Source organism: Comamonas sp. 4034 (assembly GCF_050434545.1).
GTDB lineage: Bacteria > Pseudomonadota > Gammaproteobacteria > Burkholderiales > Burkholderiaceae_C > Comamonas > Comamonas odontotermitis.
In genome coordinates this window covers 1-19,767 of sequence record NZ_JBNDIT010000018.1, presented here as the reverse complement: position 1 = coordinate 19,767, position 19,767 = coordinate 1, and the positions used below count along the sequence as shown (strand labels likewise).

At 59.0% G+C, this 19,767-nt stretch carries 19 protein-coding genes and 2 tRNA genes; 8 read left to right on the top strand and 13 right to left on the bottom strand.

The window, feature by feature from the left end; genetic code table 11:
- The first annotated feature begins 22 nt into the window (after positions 1–22).
- Complete coding sequence (tagH, locus tag ABIE32_RS17395; protein ID WP_429017964.1) at positions 23–2,146, top strand: type VI secretion system-associated FHA domain protein TagH; 2,124 nt, start codon at positions 23–25, stop codon at positions 2,144–2,146.
- Positions 2,143–2,973 (top strand): PP2C family protein-serine/threonine phosphatase, encoded by an 831-nt coding sequence (locus tag ABIE32_RS17390; RefSeq protein WP_429017963.1) that lies wholly within the window; start codon positions 2,143–2,145, stop codon positions 2,971–2,973. The genes tagH and ABIE32_RS17390 overlap by 4 nt, the downstream gene beginning before the upstream one ends.
- Positions 2,974–3,176: 203 nt before the next feature.
- Here the strand turns inward: ABIE32_RS17390 and ABIE32_RS17385 are convergent, their stop codons facing one another.
- The 9 genes from ABIE32_RS17385 to infA form a co-directional block, all read right to left on the bottom strand.
- Positions 3,177–4,463: a complex I 51 kDa subunit family protein gene (locus tag ABIE32_RS17385; protein WP_429017961.1), complete on the bottom strand. Its 1,287-nt coding sequence runs from the start codon at positions 4,461–4,463 to the stop codon at positions 3,177–3,179.
- Positions 4,460–6,061: an FAD-dependent oxidoreductase gene (locus tag ABIE32_RS17380; RefSeq protein WP_429017959.1), complete on the bottom strand. Its 1,602-nt coding sequence runs from the start codon at positions 6,059–6,061 to the stop codon at positions 4,460–4,462. Before ABIE32_RS17380 ends, ABIE32_RS17385 begins: the two co-directional genes overlap by 4 nt.
- A 20-nt stretch (positions 6,062–6,081) precedes the next feature.
- A complete protein-coding gene (locus tag ABIE32_RS17375; RefSeq protein WP_429017957.1) occupies positions 6,082–6,777 on the bottom strand; it encodes a 2Fe-2S iron-sulfur cluster-binding protein in 696 nt (231 codons plus the stop codon).
- A gap of 13 nt (positions 6,778–6,790) precedes the next feature.
- The gene (locus ABIE32_RS17370) at positions 6,791–8,299 is read right to left on the bottom strand and encodes a DASS family sodium-coupled anion symporter (protein ID WP_429017955.1); all 1,509 of its coding nucleotides are present in this window, start codon (positions 8,297–8,299) and stop codon (positions 6,791–6,793) included.
- A gap of 110 nt (positions 8,300–8,409) precedes the next feature.
- Entirely contained in the window at positions 8,410–8,859 is a 450-nt protein-coding gene (locus tag ABIE32_RS17365) for a universal stress protein (RefSeq protein WP_429017954.1), read from the bottom strand.
- A 380-nt stretch (positions 8,860–9,239) separates the two neighbouring features.
- Entirely contained in the window at positions 9,240–9,458 is a 219-nt protein-coding gene (locus ABIE32_RS17360; protein WP_429017952.1) for a YdcH family protein, read from the bottom strand.
- A 714-nt stretch (positions 9,459–10,172) separates the two neighbouring features.
- Positions 10,173–10,249: transfer RNA gene (locus ABIE32_RS17355), tRNA-Pro, on the bottom strand.
- Between the two features lie 114 nt (positions 10,250–10,363).
- Positions 10,364–10,440 (bottom strand) — tRNA-Pro (locus tag ABIE32_RS17350).
- A 133-nt stretch (positions 10,441–10,573) separates the two neighbouring features.
- Positions 10,574–10,825: a translation initiation factor IF-1 gene (infA, locus tag ABIE32_RS17345; protein WP_395027583.1), complete on the bottom strand. Its 252-nt coding sequence runs from the start codon at positions 10,823–10,825 to the stop codon at positions 10,574–10,576.
- A 384-nt stretch (positions 10,826–11,209) separates the two neighbouring features.
- Between infA and ABIE32_RS17340 the strand changes: the two genes are divergently transcribed.
- From ABIE32_RS17340 to ABIE32_RS17325, 4 genes are all read left to right on the top strand, one after another.
- Complete coding sequence (locus ABIE32_RS17340) at positions 11,210–12,004, top strand: hypothetical protein (RefSeq protein ID WP_429017950.1); 795 nt, start codon at positions 11,210–11,212, stop codon at positions 12,002–12,004.
- A 113-nt stretch (positions 12,005–12,117) separates the two neighbouring features.
- Positions 12,118–12,606 carry an EVE domain-containing protein gene (locus ABIE32_RS17335; protein WP_429017948.1) on the top strand — a complete coding sequence of 163 codons (489 nt, stop codon included), beginning with the start codon at positions 12,118–12,120 and terminating at the stop codon, positions 12,604–12,606.
- Between the two features lie 204 nt (positions 12,607–12,810).
- Positions 12,811–14,064, top strand: a complete 1,254-nt coding sequence (chrA, locus tag ABIE32_RS17330) for a chromate efflux transporter (protein WP_429017947.1) — start codon at positions 12,811–12,813, stop codon at positions 14,062–14,064.
- A 76-nt stretch (positions 14,065–14,140) separates the two neighbouring features.
- Positions 14,141–14,455, top strand: coding sequence for a DUF2322 family protein (locus tag ABIE32_RS17325; RefSeq protein ID WP_429017945.1), 315 nt, complete (start codon positions 14,141–14,143; stop codon positions 14,453–14,455).
- A gap of 90 nt (positions 14,456–14,545) precedes the next feature.
- On the opposite strand, the gene ABIE32_RS17320 is transcribed toward ABIE32_RS17325, so the two are convergent.
- Together ABIE32_RS17320 and ABIE32_RS17315 are read right to left on the bottom strand one after the other, a co-directional pair.
- On the bottom strand, positions 14,546–15,664 hold the full coding sequence (locus tag ABIE32_RS17320; protein ID WP_429017944.1) for a YbdK family carboxylate-amine ligase: 1,119 nt from the start codon (positions 15,662–15,664) through the stop codon (positions 14,546–14,548).
- Complete coding sequence (locus ABIE32_RS17315; RefSeq protein WP_429017942.1) at positions 15,654–16,976, bottom strand: cation:proton antiporter; 1,323 nt, start codon at positions 16,974–16,976, stop codon at positions 15,654–15,656. The genes ABIE32_RS17320 and ABIE32_RS17315 overlap by 11 nt, the downstream gene beginning before the upstream one ends.
- Positions 16,977–17,126: 150 nt before the next feature.
- Between ABIE32_RS17315 and ABIE32_RS17310 the strand changes: the two genes are divergently transcribed.
- The gene (locus ABIE32_RS17310; protein ID WP_429017940.1) at positions 17,127–17,360 is read left to right on the top strand and encodes a hypothetical protein; all 234 of its coding nucleotides are present in this window, start codon (positions 17,127–17,129) and stop codon (positions 17,358–17,360) included.
- 363 nt (positions 17,361–17,723) lie between these two features.
- Positions 17,724–18,698, top strand: a complete 975-nt coding sequence (locus ABIE32_RS17305) for a Bug family tripartite tricarboxylate transporter substrate binding protein (protein WP_429017939.1) — start codon at positions 17,724–17,726, stop codon at positions 18,696–18,698.
- Between the two features lie 40 nt (positions 18,699–18,738).
- Here the strand turns inward: ABIE32_RS17305 and ABIE32_RS17300 are convergent, their stop codons facing one another.
- Positions 18,739–19,329: a hypothetical protein gene (locus ABIE32_RS17300; RefSeq protein WP_429017937.1), complete on the bottom strand. Its 591-nt coding sequence runs from the start codon at positions 19,327–19,329 to the stop codon at positions 18,739–18,741.
- Positions 19,330–19,463: 134 nt separating this feature from the next.
- Positions 19,464–19,767 (bottom strand): hypothetical protein (locus ABIE32_RS17295; RefSeq protein WP_429017935.1); only part of this gene is annotated, 304 nt, incomplete at its 5' end.

Sequence of the window (19,767 nt, the reverse complement as noted above, 5' to 3'; positions counted from 1 at the left end):
CAGATGGACATAGGGAATCGCCATGTTTTTGCAGTTAAGAGCCAATGTCGTCTATGCCAATGGTGCCGAGAACATCGTTCAGTATGTCTTCGACTCCCAAGGCGGCACCATTGGACGCGACACGCACTGCCAAATGGTTCTCCAGGACCCGTTCCGCAGAATTTCCCGCATTCAGGCGCAGATCGTTTTTGATTCCGGACAGTTCTCGCTTATCAATGCAAGCACGTCCAATCCCATCTACGTGGATGGCCAGGAACTGAGTCCGGGTCAGACCTGCGCGATTCGTTCCAGCTCCAGTTGGCAGACGGGCAATTACACGATCACCGTGGAGCATATCGGAGAGACACGACAAGCCAGCCAGCACCCGGCTCAGGCTCTAGCACCGAGGCAGCCCGATGCACTGCCTGCGGCAGGCACCCCTCCATCTCATGTCCCTCGCGGTCCCTTCGATGATCTGCTTGGTGCGCCGGTTCAAGCGCCTCCTGAGCCCTCGTCTCCTCCAGAAACATTGGCTGGTGGCGCTAGTCTTCCTTCGGCTTTTTCCGATCCGCTTGCGCCAACCGCCAGCCCTGCGCCCCCGCCCGTGCAGCCATCTGCAGGCATTCAGCACCTTGGAGCCGATCCATTCGCCGATCTGCTGGCGACGCCGCTGAGCAACCAGCTTGCATCGGCACCTGCACGTTTGCATGCGGGTGCTGCAGCCAATGGCCAGTCCCTGATTCCAGAAGACTTCAACCCATTGGCGCTGCACGGCATATCGCCCCGCAATACTGCGGACCCGCTTGCGCATGTGCACGATGAGCAGAGCTTTCAGGAAATGTTCCCTGGCCGTTCTGTCGATGCGATTTTTCAGCCGACAGAAGGCAACATCGGAGAGCTGATTCAAGACCCGCTGAATGCCAGCCAGAACCAGGCGCTTGTGGATGCCAATCTTCATCTCGATCCGCTCGAACTCTTTGCCAGTCATACATCGCAAGACCGGCTTGATCCGTCCGTCCTGTTTCAGGAGCGTACCGAGCAGTCTCACTCCGTCTCGGACCACCGGGTGGAAGTCGGGTCGTTCTTCCGAGCGCCACGCGCCTACGACCCATCCCTGGGCAACACCACCCCGCAACCGCCTCCTGCTGAGCTGGTTGCGGCGCCCCCTGAGTCCCACCAGGCATATGCGCCTGCCGTTGATCCAACGCTCCCCAGGAAGGACTCCCTGGAGTCACTTTTCAATATCGACTCGGCGCCCATCGATCTGGGTTTGCAGAGCATCGCATCCGTTGAATCTCCACAAGGCGGCAATGGCGCGCAGAGCATAGGCCAATCCGGGGTGGAGCACTCCGCGCCCAGCTTCCAGCCTCGCCCGCAGGCGCATCCCCTTGTCGCACCAGCCGAGCAGGCACCACAACCGGTGGCGATACCTGTTGCGGATGCAACGGCTGCGCCGCCTACACTGCCTGTACCGGCTGGAAGTGCACCTGTTCCCGATCCCGCAGTGGCCGGCACAGAGGCAAACAGCAATGGCACCCTGGCCCACAGCCCTGTGCATTCTCATTCTGCGGAAGACCTGCTCAACAGTTTCAAGGCCGGAGCGGGTCTTGCCGACTGCAGGTATCCGGAAAACCTGACCCCTGAGCTGATGCACATGATCGGGCAAATGCTCGGCGCCTCGGTACAGGGCTGCATGGACCTTCTTAGCTCACGCGCTGCAGCCAAGCAGGAAGTCCGGGTTTCAGTGACGCTCATCAATGCAGAAGCCAACAACCCGCTGAAATTTCTCCCTGCGGGCCCTTCGGCGCTTGCGCAGATCTTTGGACCACGCATGCCCGGCTTCCAGGCCGGACCTGCCGCCATAGAAAGTGCCTTTCAAGACCTGCGTGGCCATGAAATGGCCATGATGGCGGGCATTCAGGCTGCAGTGCAGGGGTTGTTTGATCGATTTGATCCTGCACAGCTTGAAGAACAGCTTCAGGCCCTGGGCAGATCCAAGGCGCTTTTCAGCAGCCAGCGCAATGCACGGCTGTGGGAACTGTATTGCAGCCGCTATGAATGGCTCAAGGAAGAGATGAAGAACCAGAGCCCAGCAGCATGGGGCACGGAATTCCTGAGCGCCTACCAGGCCGAAGTATCACAAAACAGAGAAGGCAATATCACGTGAGTCAACAAGAAAATAGCCCTTCGGGATCGTCGCTGGGGCTGGTGCACCATTCGCAGACCCACAAGGGGGACCGCAGCTATAACGAAGACGCCTATTGCCACGCCAGGGACAAGCATATCGTGTCATTCGCGGTGGCAGATGGCATGGGCGGTGCAGCGGGCGGACTGCAAGCCTCTCACCTCGCCATGCAGGCGGTAAGAACCTATCCACTGACCATGGTGCCGGAGGCATTCAATGACCAGCTATTGGCTATCTCGGACATGATTCAGGCCGAGCAGCTGGCCAACCCGAAACATGGCAGCATGAGTACGACCGTGGTGGAATTGCGGATCGACACCTATGCCCAAAAGGCCGTATGGGGGCACTGGGGGGATTCGCGGGTCTACTGGTTCCGAGCCAAGGAGCTCGTGAGCATGACCGTCGACCATAGTGTCGTGCAAAGCCTTGTCAGTGCAGGACTGCTGTCTGAAGAAGAGGCAAAGACCTACCCGCAGAGAAACATCCTGCTGGGCGCTGCTGGTGCCAACAGCGAAGTCGGGCCGGAAGTGCTGCATCAGCCGATTGACATCTCGACTGAAGATGCCTTCCTGCTGTGCACGGACGGCGTCTGGAACTGCCTCAGCCCGGATGAAATCGAACAATCCCTGAAGCAATCGCCTTCCGTGCAGGATTGGATATCGGACCTCATGGCGCGGGTGGAGCGATCGGCGCAAGGGCCGAACGACAATTTCACAGCCACCGGAATCTGGATCACCAGTGACAGCGAGAAGACCTTGCTGCTGAAACGAGAAACAAGGGACGATATTGCCGACAGCAGGACTCTGTAGCCGCTACGGTTTGTCAGTCACGCTTGCTGGAGCGAATCTACAAACCTGTCTCGTGTGGCAGATGTTCCTGCTGCTTATACCTGGCTCGTGACAATTGATTTTCTCTCGCGCCATTTCATTGGTGGGTTAATGAGGCGTCGCTTTAATGCCATTGCCAAGAGCTTCCTCATGCTGCTCAAACCTGCACGAATGCAGCAACAGGTCTAACCCATATGCGAGCGGCCCTCGTTACGGCCCCCTGATGACTGACTCCGCAGAGCCCCTTCATACTCGCTGCGAAAGGTCGCCAACGAGCTTCCCAAAACTGTTGCGGCACCATCGACAAGGCCGCATCGCCCAGATCCTGGCAATAAGCGTGCGAGGTTCTCCAGGGCCGCCAGATCTGTAGGGCGTCCGGCGCCCGTTTCGATGCGCTCCAATATGCGAGATACTTGGTAGGTACCGATTTTGCAGGACGGGCACTGCCCGCAGGAATTCGCTGCAAAAAAGCCAACATATTCAGCCGTCTTGCGCAAAATACTGGTTCCAACCCCAACCACGATCATCGCGCCAGTGCCCAGCCTCGATCCACGGGCACACAGGCTGTCAAAGTCCAGAGCAACATCAAGCTCGCGCTCCGTAAGCAATGTGTTGGACGGACCACCGGTGAAAACAGCTTTGAACTGCTTGCCAGCCAATATGCCGCCGCCATGGTCAAAAACCAATTCGCGCAAGGTCGTTCCCATGGGCAATTCATGCAGACCCGGGCGCAGAACATCGCCTGACAGAGAATAAAGCTTGGTTCCCACAGCCTTGCCGACGCCAAGCGCTTGGTACCAGGTGGGCCCATGCCGCAGGATATGCGTCACATGTGCAAAGGTCTCCACATTGTTCAGCAAGGTGGGGGCACCGTGTACCCCCTTTTCTGCCGGAAATGGCGGTTTGAGAGAAGGAAAGGGAAATTTCCCCATAACGCTTGAGACCGCCGCTGTCTCCTCTCCGCCGACGTAGAGGCCGGAGCTAGGACAGACCTGCAACTGCACCGACGCACCTACCACCTGGGCCACTCGCGCCAGAATCGGATGCCCACGCCACGCATCTACGGCAGCGCGAAGCGCCGACAGCATCTTCGCCTCATGCGCATTGACGTACAGCACAATCTGGTTGGCCTTCACAGCCACAGCACCAATCAAAGCGCCCTCGATCACCTGATGTGGTGTACTGGAAAGCAGAAATCTATCCTTGAATGTACCTGGCTCATCTTCATTGCCATTGCAGACGAGCCATTTGCCACCACCATCAGGGCATGGTGGTTGAGCCGCCACGGCGGCCCATTTTTTCCACGTTGGAAAGCCAGCCCCTCCCAGCCCGCGCAGGCCGGCAGATTCCAGGCAGGAAATGATGCCTGTCGGATTAGCCAGGGCTTGCTCCAGTCCCTGGCCTCCACCAGCGTCAAACCAGGCAGCCAGATCGGATCCGACTTGTACGGATTTTGCGGTAAGCACCTTCATTGTGTTGTCCCGCTTCGGCAACTGGTGGGATCGAAATTGCCATAAGGCGGAAAGAGAAGCGGCGCTTTTTTCTCCAGCGGCAGTGAATGTGCGATGAGACCACGGCGCCAGTTGGCCAAATGGGAAAGCCCGATGTTGCACGGTAGCCCGGCTCGCGCCTGTGCTGCTGCAGCTGCACCAGCGCGCCTACCAAACACCACCAGCTCCAGCAGCGCATTCCCCATCATTCGATTGCGACCGTGCAGTCCGCCAGTCATCTCTCCGGCGCAAAGCAGACCGGGAACGCTGGTGTGACCAGCTTCGTCGATTGCAACACCACCGTTTTGATAATGAAGCGTGGGCCGAATCAACAACGGCTCCAGGGCGGGGTCGATGCCGCAGCGCTGCGCCAGATGAGAAAGCGTCACCAGACTGTCCTTCAGAATGCCGGGATGGCTGCGCTCCAGCGTAGGGGTATCCAGAAAAATACCAAGTTTGCCATCGCGATCAACGCCACGTCCTTCCGCAAGCTCACGCAGAATGGCCGAGGCGACGACGTCGCGTGGCTGCAGTTCATCTACGAAGCGCTCGCCTTGGCCATTGACCAGATAGGCACCCGCCGAGCGCGCAGCCTCGCTCACCAGGGCGCCCTCCATGTGCAGGGGCCAGGCAATTCCTGTTGGATGGTATTGGAAGCTGTCCATTTCGCGCAGCCTTGCGCCGAGCCTGTAGGCCATGACCAGTCCATCGGCCATCGCTCCGTAATGGTTGGACGTCGGAAACCCACCAAGATGGAGCCGTCCTGCTCCTCCTGTCGCCAGGAGTGTGGCACTTGCGCGCGCCAATATCGGACGGGTCCGGGCAAGGTCGTGCAGAACAGCTCCTGCGCAGCGCCCGTGGTCATCCGCCAGCAATTCCAGTGCCGGGTGGCGATCCAGCACCTTGATACCTGGTTGCAGCAGCACTGCTTCGCGAAGCGTCCGCATCAATTCCAGACCCGTAAAGTCCTTATATGAGAGCAGCCGTGCCGCCGTGGCCCCTCCCGGGGTTTTGCGCAAAAGCGTTCCCCCCATATGAGGGCTGTCCTTGGTCAGATCAAAGCTCATGCCTTCCTGAATCAGCCAGCGAATCGCAGCCGGCCCTTCGGAGACCAGTGCCGCAACCAATGCCTTGTCGGCAGCAAAGTGCCCTGTACGCAATGTGTCTTCAAAATGCCGCTGCAGGCTGTCTTCTGCACCGACTGCAGCCTGAATACCCCCCTCCGCCATCACCGTGTTGCTGTCACCGATGCGTAGCTTGGTCGCCAGCAATACCCTCGCCCCTGCGCGTGCAGCAGTCAAGGCCGCCACGCACCCTGCCCCGCCTCCGCCAATGATCAGCACATCGGCGTCCAAAGCAGGCGCACCTGCGATATCCACATCTTCCAGCAACGAATCGGCCTGCAACAATTCAGCCAACGCCGCAGGACACCGCGCTCCCGCACTGACACCTACGCGCAGAGTCTCCATGGCACCAGCCTGGTGATCGGGGTGGTATCGCGCCAGCAATTCCGGTATAGGGAGATTCAGGGCCTTGGGAGCGACCGGGTAAGCCGCACGCCAGGCTTGCAGGGCCTGCAAAATGGGAACTCCAACCTGTTTCAAGAGGCAATCTCCTTCACCAAGGGAAGATTCGCTCCTTCTGCATCGAGTTGTATGGGTTGAAACCCCGCTTCAATTTCATGAATGCGCATGATCAGGTCTGACGGGCGCAGAGTGAGTGCAGCGTTCATTCGCCGCACAAACTGCCCCAGATGGGCAGGATCGATATGCTCTGGACAAGCGGCTACGCACAAATTGCACAGCACGCATTGCTCAAACAGCGCTCCAGCAGCGCTGGCCTGACCCGTGCAAGCCAAATTGACCATGCGCTGCACCTCCACCCCTTTCGGGCACGCACGGTCACAGCCGCCACAATGCCTGCAATGCTGCGCTTCCGGGAAGGCGGTGTTGATCTGGCGAATGGCCTCCCAACTGTCCGTCATGGCGTGCAGGTCATATGGATGCTGGCGACGCGCCGGGAAATGGTCAATGAATGCAACCTGCATTCCATCCTCAGCAAGCGTTGTGCAGGCGAGTGCTGCCGTGGCCAGCCGCATGCCGGGCCGGCTGACCAGCACACGGCATGCACCGCATACGCCCTGCCCCAAACAACCAACGTTTTCAGTGAGTGGCAGCCCTGCAGCCATCCAGGCTTCAAGCAGCGAAGCGCCTCTGCTTGCCTGGATGTGATGACCATCGAAATGCAATCCGATCGAATCGGGTTGCGCATTTTTGGCACTTTTTTTGGCTTGCATTCTTGCTACCGCCTCACCACAGTCCGAGAAGCTTCCACCAGGAATTACCCAGGACTGCATACATCGCCAATTCGCCAATGCACATCAAAAATCCGACACGCCACCACTGCCCCAGCGGCACATAGCCGCTGCCGAAAATAATGGGTGAAGTTCCTGTCGCATAGTGCGTCAGGGTCATCATGATGGTGGACGCTGCCACCATCATCAGCAGGAACGGCACCAGATACGCTGGAGGAACAAGCGCTGCACCGACGGTGAGAAAGGCCAGCATCATGGCGCTGATATGGGCTGTGGTACTGGCAAAGCAATAGTGAGAAAACACGAAAAGCAGCACAAGAAGCGAGGCTGCTGCCTGCCAGCTCAACCCTGAGGCCAACAGGCTATCGCGCAGCAGGTTGGAAAACCACGCGATAACGCCGGTCTTGTTCAATTGCTCAGCCATCATGACCAGAGCGCCAAACCAGATCAAAGTGTCCCAGGCGCTCTTTTCTGAAAGCACATCGTCCCAGTCAATCGTACCGGTGATGATCAGGACAAAAAGACCGACGAAGGCCACAACGGTTGGGTCCAGCAGGAAGGCCGGACCAAAGATCATGGCCGGCACATTGGCCCAGAGCAACAGCAGCAAGACAAAGGTGCCGATCATGACCTTTTCGCTACCTGCCAGTTTGCCCATACGCTTGAGCTCAGTCTTCGCATACTCGACTGCATGCGGTGTGACCTTGACCTCGGGAGGTGCTATCACAGCCAGTGCCAATGGCATCAGCAGCAGGCATGCGAGGCCTGGAACAAGCATGTACAAAGCCCAGGTAGTCCAAGATAGATGAAAGCTCTGATTCGTTACCTTGGCGAGGTAATCAACCACCAGTGGATTGGGTGCGGTCGCTGTGAGAAACATGCCCGAGGTGATTGTGTTGGCATGCATGTTCACCAGTGACAGGTAGGTGCCCATCTTGCGCTCGGTGCCACTCGCTGGGTCGGAGTTGAATGCGGAGGCGATCGATTTCATGATTGGATGAACGATCCCACCGCCGCGCGCGGTGTTGCTGGGCGTAAAAGGTGCCAGGACGAGCTCACATATCGCGATACCGTAACCGATACCAATGGTTCGCCGACCAAGCAAAGAAATAAAGAGCAAGCCAATACGGTTGCCGAGCCCGGTCTTTTTCAGACCTCGCGAGATAAGAATCGCGACAACGATCAACCAGATCAGCGGGTTGGAGAGACTGGCCAGCGCGTCACTGATGGCGCCTTTGGATGAGGTGGACGTCACCTGCGTCAGCGCAACAATGGTCATGGCCATCATGGCCATTACACCTATTGGCATGACTTTGAGAATGATGGCAACAATAGTGGTCAAAAAGATTGCCAAGAGTGTCCAAGCTTTGGTACTAAGACCATCTGGAGCTGGAATCAGAAGCAGTGTGACGAGAACTGCTGTGGTGACAAGGGCGGGCTTAATACGAAATGGCACAACCTGTTCAAAGTATCGGAACAGTGCGCTTGGTCGGCTCCGTTGCATGGGGACCTTCTTCAATTAAAAATTATTCTGACCCTGCCTGATACGGCAAGGCTGTATTTGTGGGAGACCGCTGTCGCCCCTTTATTGATTTCTGACCAATACCGAACCTTTCAGTCTTCTAGCGCGCTGCGTACCAGCAACACAGGTTTGGCGGTCTTGCTGATGACACCCTCTGACACACTGCCCAAGACCATTCGGTTTACACCGCGACGACCGTGGGTCCCCATCACGACAAGGTCTGCATTCCACGCATCAGCCTCGGCGACGATGACCTCATGGATTTGGTCCGGCAAAACATGGCTCTCGCTCAATTTCGTGAGATGGATGATTCCAGCGGCCTGAAGCAATTTCGCGGCATCTGCAAGCGCGCGCTGGCCGGTAGCAGATATCTCCGGTTCCGTGGAGGTACCCTCCTTCCGGATCAAGCCCCCGGTCTCGCTGCTCACCACAAACAATGCCTTCACCTCGCTGCCTGTCGACCTGGCCAAAATGATTGCCTGAGACAAGGCCAACTCCGAGGCATGGCTGTCATCGACGGCGAGCAATATCTTTTGGTACATGGGGATTACTTCGTTGTTTGAATAAAAAGACGCGCAGACTGGAAACCTCTGGCATCCTGGGCCGCATGCGGAGAGACATACGCCCCCTGCGCGAGATTCTGCAAATCTGCCCTCGATCGCTGTTGCTTCATGGAAGCCTAGACCTGACGGCGCCTGAACTTGTGTTGTACACGCCTGCTGCTCCACTTTGCCTCCCCTCCTTCCCGGCATTCATTTTTTCGTGATTGCTCAGGCTGAGTGGGTGAGTCTGAATCCGCAGGCAGAATCAGCAGCGAAAGATGAAGCACGGCGCACAATTGCTCAATCCACTTTGCATTCAGGCGCGAAAGTCCTTCTGCAATAGCGTGCCGATTGGCAGAGTGCAGCCCTTCCGCCTGCGCTCACATCCCCCGGGATTTGAGGAGAATCCCATAGAGCTCATCCTTGAGGTGGAGCTTTTCTTTCTTTAGCGTTTCGATGGTGCCCTGCGCTGCTGGCAAAAGGCTCGCCTCACTGTTTTTGATCTCTTGATCAAGCGCATTGTGGCGATGAAAGAGCTTGGCGAAACGGGCATCCTCGATCTTGAGACGGGAGATCTCTTCGCGAAGTTCTGGAAACATTCAATTACCCTTCAATTTAAGATACTGCACAGTCAATAGGTATTAATACCTGATTCCTGACGCAATTCTGAAGGGGCCCACCCTGTGAGGATTTGATATGCATCAGGTCTTGATCCACCAAAACACCATGGTGTTTTGGATCAAATAGATCCAAATAACTAATGCAAATTGACTCTTGAATTTGCAATGCTCGGTGACAGTTGCGGGATGAGCTCTGTCACTGGTAGCTAGAGTTGGAATCGATTGACGCAAGGCGTGCGCCCAACGCTCGGAGTCGGGAGAACCTTACAAGCAGCGCAATGGTGCACAGGAATTGCGCCTGGGACTCAATGGATTTTTGGCGCTGCCGACCGGCGTAGCCGATGTCATATCGTGTCATCCATCCCAAGCACTCCTCGTCGCTGCTCATATGCCCACAAGCGGAGCCCAAGACGGGCAGCGACTGCTACTTTTTTCACCTTGGTTGCAGTGAAGCGGTATTGGCGCGACAAAGACGGATTTCAATTTCGACGGCGGACGGAGAAGGGATTGGAGTTCCCCTGTCTTGAAGCTGGTGCGCTACCGTGCTGTTCCACACTCCGAAGAATGGCAACGCTGAATTCTCCACATCCCCATGGCGCATGTGCTGCCATGAACGACAAGTTGAATACATAGCAGTGCGGACAGTGCACATGAAAAAACCCGCTGCAATTGCTTGCAGCGGGCATTCAATGGTGGTCGGAGCGGCGGGATTCGAACTCGCGACCCTCTGCTCCCAAAGCAGATGCGCTACCAGACTGCGCTACGCTCCGACAAGCCGCTATTCTAATCGCTGCAAGGCAGCCTCAAGACAAAATCGAGGCCCTTCTTCAAATATTTTGGCAAAGAAAAACCCGCTGCAACTGCTTGCAGCGGGTGTTCAATAGTGGTCGGAGCGGCGGGATTCGAACTCGCGACCCTCTGCTCCCAAAGCAGATGCGCTACCAGACTGCGCTACGCTCCGACATGTGATGATTGTAACCAGCTTCCGGGCTGCTTTTGGGAAAACTTGCCACAATTTTTGCAGCATGCTTTGCAGCACTGGTTTACGCTACAGACCCAAAAGACCTCGGTTCTTCCGGCGCTGCAGCTCTCCATTAACGGTTGGAGGTAGGCGCCGGGCCACGGCCTGGCAGATGGCGGAACGTGATACGACCCTTGGTCAGGTCGTAGGGCGACATTTCCAGCGACACCTTGTCACCGGCCAGAATGCGGATGTGGTGTTTGCGCATCTTGCCACCGGTGTATGCAATCAGCTCGTGGCCATTGTCCAGAGTCACGCGAAAGCGTGAATCGGGCAACACTTCGGTCACAGAGCCTTGCATCTCGATCAGTTCTTCTTTAGCCATAAAAGTCGATGAATCCTTGTCCTAGTTGTGCAGTACAGCGCCTGCTCCGTTGCATGCCTACCGGCTGACGCTCCTTGGACCAGCCCATCTGACACAGCGATGGGCGGTTGGCGGGGCGCGGTAGGCAACGGACGCGGCATGTTCTAAAGCATTCATGGCCGCAGGCGAATCAGGAGCAGCACACTCCCTAAAATCCGTCTGCAGGCACTGGAACTACGCCGTAAGCTGCCGCACTCCTAAATGCATTAGTTTGCAAAGCCCTATATTGTACTATGCATGCGGTTTTTATGCATGCGCGGCATGCGGCATTTCCGTATGGGCCTTTGATTTTTCAGCCCTTTGCCGCTGTGCTGTGTTGCAATGCGGCAATACCGGTTCAATCCCATGCGCAACTCTCTTGATTTCAGTTCCTGGCAATCGCTGCTGTCGACCGTGCTCGGGCTTTTGTTTGCGACATTGCTGATGCTGGGCATTCGCCTCGTATTCATGCAGACCATGCAGCGCAAGCGAGAGCGGGAAAACCGCCAGATCAACGAGAGGCTTAAGACGCTGATTGCCGCGTACAAGACCTTGGGCAGTTCATTCACCGGCGAGTTGTCGGTGGACCCGAGCCACCTGAAGGAGCTGCGCTCCTCAGGCGAGACGGACGAAGCCCCCATTGAGGACTGGGAAGCGTTCAAGGCCCAGACGGAGCGCCGCAGGCGCATGCGTGATGCAGTAGAGGCGGCGTTGTCCGACATCATCTTGCTGGGCACGGAGGAACAGGTGGCACTCGCAGCCCGAGCTGCGCAAGACATGGTGGCAGGCCGCACCGTGCGCACGAGCGAGTTGGTGATGTCGCTGCGCAACTTCATCCGGCAGGCGCTCGATCTGGAAGCAATCGCAGAGTCCACCGACATTCCCGAGCAGGGCCCGCAGCGCATTGCAGCAGGTAGTGGATCGGGTCGACGCAACGGTGGAAACGGAGGCAGCACCGCCAGCGGCGGTGCCGGGGGCGGCCGTGGTAGTGGTGGTGGAAGTAACGGTAGTGGGGCCGGAATGGGCGCCGGAGGCCTCGCTGTGGGCGCAGGTGCGGGCGTACATGCAGCCAGCACATCCTCGTCAGACGCTGCTCAAGCCCCCGCAACCCCTTTGGCGGTTGAGGCCGATCCATTGGTCTGGGTAGATAATCCGCGCTAGGGAGGCTCTGCCGAACCCTATCCAGCAAGAGGGATGTGGATCGCCCGATGCCGCGCTCCGATTCACTGCCAGCAGTTTTGCAAAGAATTCCCTGGCCCCGCAACCAGCGCTCAATGACCATGAACTCTCTCACCCCCCGCTACTGGCTGATGAAAAATGAGCCGGACGAGTACTCGATTGACCATGCACTGGCTGCGCCCCACCAGACCATCCCCTGGGACGGTGTGCGCAACTACCAGGCGCGCAACTTCATGCGCGATGACATGCAGGTAGGCGACGGTGCGCTGTACTGGCATTCCAGTTGCGCCGAGCCCGGTATCTATGGCATTGCCCGCATTGCAGGCAATTTACGCACCGACGCCAGCCAGTTCGACCCCGCGTCCCCCTACTTCGACGCTAAATCCAGCCCGGACAAGCCGCGCTGGTTGACGCTGGATGTGCAGGCACTGCGCAAGGTTGGCCCCATCTCTGTAGCAGCGTTGCGCCAATACCCGCAGCTCGAAGACATGCGCGTGCTACAAAAGGGCAACCGCCTGTCGATCACCCCAGTGGATGCCCGCCATTGGGATTTCATCCTGGGATTGATCGACGGCCGCGCCTGAGTCTTGTTGTCTCCAGGCATGGGAGCGCATTGTCGTCAGACTGGAGCACATCGCCGCCTTCCACGCCCGCCAGCCAAAGACCTCCCTATCCAGCCCGGGTATGGGAATGCACCACGCATGGGGCACAAAACGCGAGGCAACTTCCACCGTGCAACACGGTTCCGTTCATGGCAGCAGCACATTCAGCAGCTATGCTTGCAGGCCATGACTGCTACCCCCGCCTCGCCCCAACCTCTTGATACCAGGCCACCGCGCCATAGCGCCTGGCAGGTGTTCTGGGTGTTTCTACAGTTGGGGCTGACTTCGTTTGGCGGGCCAGTGGCGCATCTGGGTTACTTTCGCCAGGCTCTGGTCGAGCGGCGCCAGTGGCTTTCGGATGCGCAGTATGCCGATCTGGTGGCGCTGTGCCAGTTTCTGCCTGGGCCTGCCAGCAGCCAGGTCGGCATGGCCCTGGGTCTGATGCGCGCGGGGTGGCTTGGCTGCCTTGCCGCTTGGCTGGGCTTTACCATGCCCAGCGCCATCGCCTTGGTGGGCCTGGCTGCTGGTCTGAACCATTGGCCACATCTCGCAGACAGCGCCATCGTGCACGGCCTCAAGCTGGTCGCCGTTGCGGTGGTAGCGCATGCGGTATGGGGTATGTGGCGCAATCTGTGCAAAGGCTGGCTGCGCAAATGCCTCGCAGTGGGTGGCGCAATCGTGCTGCTCGCATGGCCTGGGGCTGCCCCCCAGTTGCTGGTGCTTGCCGTTGGTGCCTTGGTGGGGTGGCGCTTTGTGCCCCTGACGCCCGTCAATGCACAGCAAGCAGGCCCCGCCTTGGCGCTTGCGCTGAGCCGCAAGGCAGGGCTGTGCCTCTTGCTCGCGTGCGGCCTGCTGCTGTTATGTTTGCCTGTGGCCGCACAGTTGTGGCCCGGCGTCGCCATGCGAGCGTTTGCGGCCTTCTACCAGGCAGGGGCGCTGGTGTTTGGCGGTGGCCACGTGGTATTGCCACTGTTGCAGGCCAGCGTTGTTCCCCCAGGCTGGGTGAGCGATGCGCAGTTTTTGACCGGTTATGCCGCCGCGCAGGCCGTACCGGGCCCCCTGTTCACGCTCGCGGCATACCTGGGTGCATTGCTTCCTTTGCCTGCGCCGTGGGCTGGCTGGGCCGGCGGCGTTTTGATGCTGGCTGCCATATTCCTGCCCGCCTTCTTGCTGGTGGCCGGTGCCCTGCCCTGGTGGCAACAGTTGCGCCAGAACCTCGCGGCCCAGCGCGCGCTGGCGGGCATCAATGCGGCGGTAGTGGGCGTGCTGCTTGCTGCCTTTGTCCACCCGGTATGGTCCAGCGCGATTCGCCAGCCCAGCGATGCATGCATTGCAGCCATTGGCTTTGCCCTGCTGCAGTGGTTGCGGGTACCGCCCGTTGTTGTGGTGCTGCTGACGGCCATGGCCGCTTGGAGCATGCAGCTACTGCATAATGCCTGAAGTGACCGCGGCGCCCATCCAACAAGCGCCTACAGCTATTGATTTGATACCAACCTGCTCTTCAAGGACGACCACCATGGCTTTTGCCGACAACCTCAAGACCCTGCCTTCCATCGCCCATGTTGCCGAGATTCAATTGATCGATGCAGACGGCAACTGGGTCGCCAGCATTCCCAACGCTCCCGGCAAGGCAGGTTCGGTCACCGTCTACAACGCATTGGCAGCCAGGCACGGCAGTATCAACGTGGCGGCGGCCCAGGAAGGCCTGCAGCTGTTTGCCGAGCACACCGAAGACGCCAAGGCCCGCCCGGGCGCCCACCCCAATATCGACCGCCTGCTGGAGGTGATCACCACCGGCAAGGGCTATACGGTAAAAGTGATTGCAGCCTGAAAAGGATTGGTGGCAGCACCCGTCTGGTCGTCAGGCGCCCAAAGCTGCTGCCTCCTGAAAAGCGAAACTGCGACCTGATCCGGCCCCGCCCTATTCCGTGCCTCGGAACCGCAGCGTGGACTGCCGCACCACCTCCGGCAATTGCTGGGCCTCGCCATAGGCATCGCGCAGGCGGCGGGCGTCGTTCATGCCGTCGTTCACGGTCTTGCGCAATCGCTGCAGGGCCTCGCGGCTGCCCTCGGGCACATGGCTCTGAATCTTCTGCATCGTGAGCAGAATATGCTCGCGCAGGCCAAACTGCTCGCTGGTAGCAGGGTCCACATAAGTGCCCTCCAGCCCGAAACGGCAGGCCTGGAAGCGGTTGTAGGTGTAGACCAGGTAATCATCTTCCTGGGGCTCGAAGGGGCTCTCGCTCAGGAACCAACTGCCCAGCGCCTGCACATAGGCGGCCAGCGCAGCGGCCCGCTCAATGGACAGCGGGGTATCGAACACCCGCACCTCCACCGTGCCAAACTCGGGCTTGGGGCGGATGTCCCAATAGAAATCCTTCATGCTGTGGATCACGCCAGTGGCCGTCATCTTGTCAAAGTAGCGTTCAAAATCCTCCCAGTGCAGCGCAAACGGCGCCCGGCCCGACAGCGGAAATGCAAAAACCGAGTTGAGCCGCGCCGAATCGAATGCCGTGTCCTGCCCCTGCACGAAGGGGCTGGACGCCGACAGCGCAATGAAATGCGGAATGTAGCGCGACAGCCGGTGCAGCATCAATAGCGCATCGTCTGCGCTCGGGCAGCCCACGTGCACGTGCTGGCCAAAAATGGTGAACTGTTTGGTCAGGTAGCCATAGAGCGCCGTGATCTCCTTGAAGCGCGGCTTGTCGTAAATGCGCTGCTGGTGCCACTGCTGAAACGGATGCGTGCCGCCCCCTGCCAGCGCAATATTGAGCCGGTCTGCGGCCTTGACCAGCGCGTCGCGCGTGGTCGTCAGCTGCTGCAGCGCGTCCTGCGCATCGCGGCAGATGCCGGTCGAAATTTCGATCATGCTGGTTGTCACTTCGGGCACGATCGAGCCGGGCACCTGCGCATTCTTGAGCAAGGCCAGCATATCGGGCGCATAAGGCGTCAGGTTGTAGTGGTTGGTGTTGACCAGCTGCAGCTCCAGCTCCACGCCCAGCGTCAATGCATCGGATTGTTGGAAGGCTTCAAGCGTCATGGCGTTTCTCCTTGGCGTTCAGGGCAGACAGGCCAATGCCGCGATGCGCCTCGCCGCAGCGCCACAGGGCCAGCGATGCCAGCAGTACGCCCAGCACCTCGCACAGCACCACCATCGGCAACGCAATGGCCGTCAGCGCCCCTGCCACGCCCGTATTCACCACCGCCCACTGCATGGCCAGGGCAGACGCCAGCACCAGTGCAAGGCCCGAGCTTGGCGACTGCGCACAGGCCACCGGCCACTGCCGCTGCCACCCCAGGCCCGTACCCAGGCCCAGCAGCAGTACACCGCCCATCTTGCCCACCAGCCGGGCCAGCGCAGCGGCTGCGATCACGCTCACCAGACCTACCGAGGGAACCACCTGGCCCGCCATGCTGGCAACCAGTACGAACATCAGCAGGCTGAGCATGGTATTGGCTGCCATGAAGGCGCTGGGCCATACCAGCGGCTTGGGGCTCATGTTGCGCAGCAACAGCCCCGCCACCAGAAAGCCCAGCGCGGCCGATCCGCCCCAGCGCGTGGCCAGCAGGCTCACCGCCACCAGCGCCGCCAGCATGTAGAGCGCGGTCGAATCGCTACGCGAAGACTGCCAGCGCAACACCGGCCACAATGCCACCGTGGTCAGCACTGACCATAGCACGGTCAGCCCCAGGCTCAGCAACAACTGGCCCAGGCCAGCGGCGGTGAGCACCAGGCTGGCCAGCGCGTCCTCCGCCCCTGCTCCCACCGCCGCAGCAGGCGACCAGGCCACGGTAATCACCAGGCCCAGGACCAGCGCATACACGCCGCTCAAGGTGGCCAGTAACAGGCTGCGGTCGGTGACGGCGCCACTCGCGCGCAGATCGGCCACCACACGCAGCAGCACGGCAGGTGATGCGGCCATGGCCACCACGCCGACACCCAGCGACACGGCCCAGCCCATGCCCAGCAACTGCAGCACGCCCGTTACCAAAACCAAGGCAGCCACCGATTCGGCAAGGCTTTGCAGCAGCAGCCAAGGCTGGCGCAGCAGCCATGACAGTGAAATCTGCGACGCAGCCATCAGCAGGCTGGTGCCCACCGCCGTCTGCAGCAGCACCTGCGTGTTGCCCTGCAACGGCCAGGGCAGATCGCCAAAGCCCAGCCAACCTGCCAGCAGCCCCACCACCGTATAGCCCAGCATGCGCGGAAAACCGCTGAGCCGGAACACCAGATGGCCCGCAATGGCGGCGGCAGCGACCAGCACACACCAGCTCATCAGTGGGCCAGCGTGCGCATCAAGCCAGCTGCCGATGTGCGGCGACGGCAAGATCGGTAGGGAATTCGGAGCCATAGGCGCCCTCCTGTATCGGATGCTGCGGCCGCTTCAGGCAGCGCCACAGACGGGTTGGTGCAGACAGTGTTGCGGAAAGTGACGACCTCGGTCGCAAGACATGGCCGGCCGGCAGCCAGAAGACGCAACACCTGCAAGACAGCGGCTGACATGGCAGTACAGATCACAAGACGCGCCGCACTTGCCACGGCGGTCAGCCCGCAAATGGAAACAAACCGGAAACTCACTTACATAATAAGAGGCAAGATTCAAACACCTGCCCAAAACCTTTCGAGAAAAGGCTTTGTCTTACAGCAGTGCTGCACATTTCGCCCAGAAATTGCCCAATATCAAAAATGCTGCCAGCGCGCACTCAATGGGCATCTTCAGCTCTATAAACAATAGCAATCGAGCACCTCCCTGGTAATGCTTGCCAAGCCCTGTTGCAGCCAGTCGGCGATGAAATGCGCTGTGGGTGGTGCCCGCCAGGGCGCAATGGCAGCGGCGCTTTGCAATGCGGCCGGCAGCAGACACTGTCGTGCGCAAGACAGCCACCTGCACCGGCAACTCGGCCCACGGCTATTTTTCTGCACAATGGCATGCAGCTATGCGTCTGCATGGCCGTGCAGTTGCCAAATGCGCTGGGCCTGAAGTCCAAAATAGCCAAAAATAGCGAACACAACCGAACGCCCAAGCCACACCGCGAGCCATCAGGCCGCCCCAGGCGGTGCAGGCGTTCCACCAACGGATGACACAGGGGATACACACATGAAAAGACTGCTACTGGGTGGCGTGGCCGCCGTACTGACACTGGGCACCGCCATCCACACCCATGCGGCAGACGCCTGGCCTGCCAAGCCGCTGACACTGGTGGTGCCTTTTGGCGCGGGCTCCAGCCCCGACATCATGGCCCGCATCGTGGGCGAAGAGGCGGCCAAGACGCTCAAGCAGTCCATCATCGTGCAGAACAAACCCGGAGCCAGCGGCAACCTGGGCACCGATGTGATCGCCAAGGCCAAGCCCGATGGCTACACCTTTGGCGTCTCCATCACCGGCCCCATGGTCAACAACGCCGTCATCTACAAGAACCTGCCCTACAACCCGCAAACGGACCTGACGCCGCTCACCATGGGTTTGCACCAGTACAACGTGCTGGTGGTGGCCGCCAACTCGCCCATCCGATCGCTGGCCGACTTGGTGGCCGAATCTAAAAAGCCCAATGCACGCCTCAACTTCCCAAGCACCGGCGCAGGTACGGTATCGCACCTGGCGGTGGAACTGCTGCTTGACCGCGTAGGCGGCAAGGCAGTGCACGTACCCTACAAATCGTCGCCAGACGCAGTGACCTCGCTGCTGAGCGGCGACACCAGCTTTGCCGCACTGCCGCCGGTTGCCGTTGTGCCCATGATCCAGGACGGCCGCCTGCGGCCGCTGGCCGCCGTATCGGCCAAGCGCCTGGAGTTTCTGCCGGAGCTGCCCACGGTCGCCGAACTAGGCTACCCCGGCGTGGAAGGCTCGGGCTGGATCGGATTTTTCGCCCCCGCAGGCATTGCCCCCGCCACCAAGGCCCAGTTGAACGCAGCGCTCGTGAAGGCCCTGGAAACCCCTGAGGTGAAAACCCGTCTCAAGGGAATGAACATGGAAGCCGCCCCCTCCTCGCCAGAGGCATTCGCCAAATACATGGACGACGAACGCCAACGCTGGTGGCCACTGATCAAGCGCCTGGGCTTGAGCGAGAACTGACACGCCAAAGCAGCGGCGAATCAGGAATGGGCCGGTGGGTCTAGGTATCCCTTGTCCAGGCCCACTGCACCAAGGCCTCATCATCGGCGGGCGTCACTCCCAGCTTTGGGAAAAGCTCGCCCTGTTCCCGGTACACCAACCTGACTTCAGACTTGGCATAAAAAGACTGCATGGGGTGCCCGGCGGGTAACAGCGCTTCATACCACCCGTTGGCCGGGGCCAATGTACCCGCAGCGCTCAACCCAATATCTGACAACTTGGGTGACGGCAGAGTGTCAGCTATCAGCGGATTCTCGCCCTCGCCATTCAGAGGCTTCCACTCGTGCATCTTGACAAATGTCAGGTACTGAAGATGCCCTTCTTCCGTAAAAGCGCACTGTGCAACCCAGTCCTCACCCAATGGGCTCTTGATTTGGTAGAGCGCAATGCCTTGCGCATGAATCAAGGGCTCACCAAAGCATTCATTTGCATGGGCTACCCTGGCCTCGACTGCCGGCAGGCATGACGGCCATTCGCCCGGCCATGGACTTCCGGCCTCCGACAAGGCCGTATGCAAGGTAATGCTTTGAAGCCCCCACACGGTGGACTTATCGTCTTCACCCTTCTCCAGAACCTGCCAGTGGGGTTGCATGGCATGGACAGGTGCGTGTGATAAATGCGCCTCCCAAATGGCATGAGTGGCACTATGCCCCAGAAAATTTGCAATATATGCAGGCAATGCATTCCACAGATTCAAAATAACCTCTTATATATTTAATTAATAATTTATTTGTATTCCGAATTATATTTAGTGGGTCTAAATTTTTTTGTAATGACACCGTCGTTGTCAACATACCAATACCCTAATATTGCCTCATCTGGATAATTTGTAAAAAGATGTTCATATTCTCTCTTTACCTCGATTATCCACATATTTTGACAAAATTTCGCAGCCGCATGCATATACTGTGGTAATGTTTTTTTATTTTCTACTATAGGTCGGCTTTGTTGCACAAATCCGGGCCGCAGCGGTAGTAGGCTCGGATGATGAGTGAGACGAACTGGGGTCGGCGCAAGTACCGCACCACAA

Bases quoted from the DNA above. Each gene is read 5' to 3' on its own strand.
- tagH (WP_429017964.1), top strand. From the start codon at position 23: ATGTTTTTGCAGTTAAGAGCCAATGTCGTCTATGCCAATGGTGCCGAG.
- ABIE32_RS17385 (WP_429017961.1), bottom strand. From the start codon at position 4,463: ATGAAGGTGCTTACCGCAAAATCCGTACAAGTCGGATCCGATCTGGCT.
- ABIE32_RS17375 (WP_429017957.1), bottom strand. From the start codon at position 6,777: ATGCAAGCCAAAAAAAGTGCCAAAAATGCGCAACCCGATTCGATCGGA.
- ABIE32_RS17370 (WP_429017955.1), bottom strand. From the start codon at position 8,299: ATGCAACGGAGCCGACCAAGCGCACTGTTCCGATACTTTGAACAGGTT.
- ABIE32_RS17365 (WP_429017954.1), bottom strand. From the start codon at position 8,859: ATGTACCAAAAGATATTGCTCGCCGTCGATGACAGCCATGCCTCGGAG.
- ABIE32_RS17360 (WP_429017952.1), bottom strand. From the start codon at position 9,458: ATGTTTCCAGAACTTCGCGAAGAGATCTCCCGTCTCAAGATCGAGGAT.
- infA (WP_395027583.1), bottom strand. From the start codon at position 10,825: ATGGCTAAAGAAGAACTGATCGAGATGCAAGGCTCTGTGACCGAAGTG.
- ABIE32_RS17340 (WP_429017950.1), top strand. From the start codon at position 11,210: ATGCGCAACTCTCTTGATTTCAGTTCCTGGCAATCGCTGCTGTCGACC.
- ABIE32_RS17335 (WP_429017948.1), top strand. From the start codon at position 12,118: ATGACCATGAACTCTCTCACCCCCCGCTACTGGCTGATGAAAAATGAG.
- chrA (WP_429017947.1), top strand. From the start codon at position 12,811: ATGACTGCTACCCCCGCCTCGCCCCAACCTCTTGATACCAGGCCACCG.
- ABIE32_RS17325 (WP_429017945.1), top strand. From the start codon at position 14,141: ATGGCTTTTGCCGACAACCTCAAGACCCTGCCTTCCATCGCCCATGTT.
- ABIE32_RS17320 (WP_429017944.1), bottom strand. From the start codon at position 15,664: ATGACGCTTGAAGCCTTCCAACAATCCGATGCATTGACGCTGGGCGTG.
- ABIE32_RS17315 (WP_429017942.1), bottom strand. From the start codon at position 16,976: ATGGCTCCGAATTCCCTACCGATCTTGCCGTCGCCGCACATCGGCAGC.
- ABIE32_RS17310 (WP_429017940.1), top strand. From the start codon at position 17,127: ATGGCAGTACAGATCACAAGACGCGCCGCACTTGCCACGGCGGTCAGC.
- ABIE32_RS17305 (WP_429017939.1), top strand. From the start codon at position 17,724: ATGAAAAGACTGCTACTGGGTGGCGTGGCCGCCGTACTGACACTGGGC.
- ABIE32_RS17300 (WP_429017937.1), bottom strand. From the start codon at position 19,329: ATGCAACCCCACTGGCAGGTTCTGGAGAAGGGTGAAGACGATAAGTCC.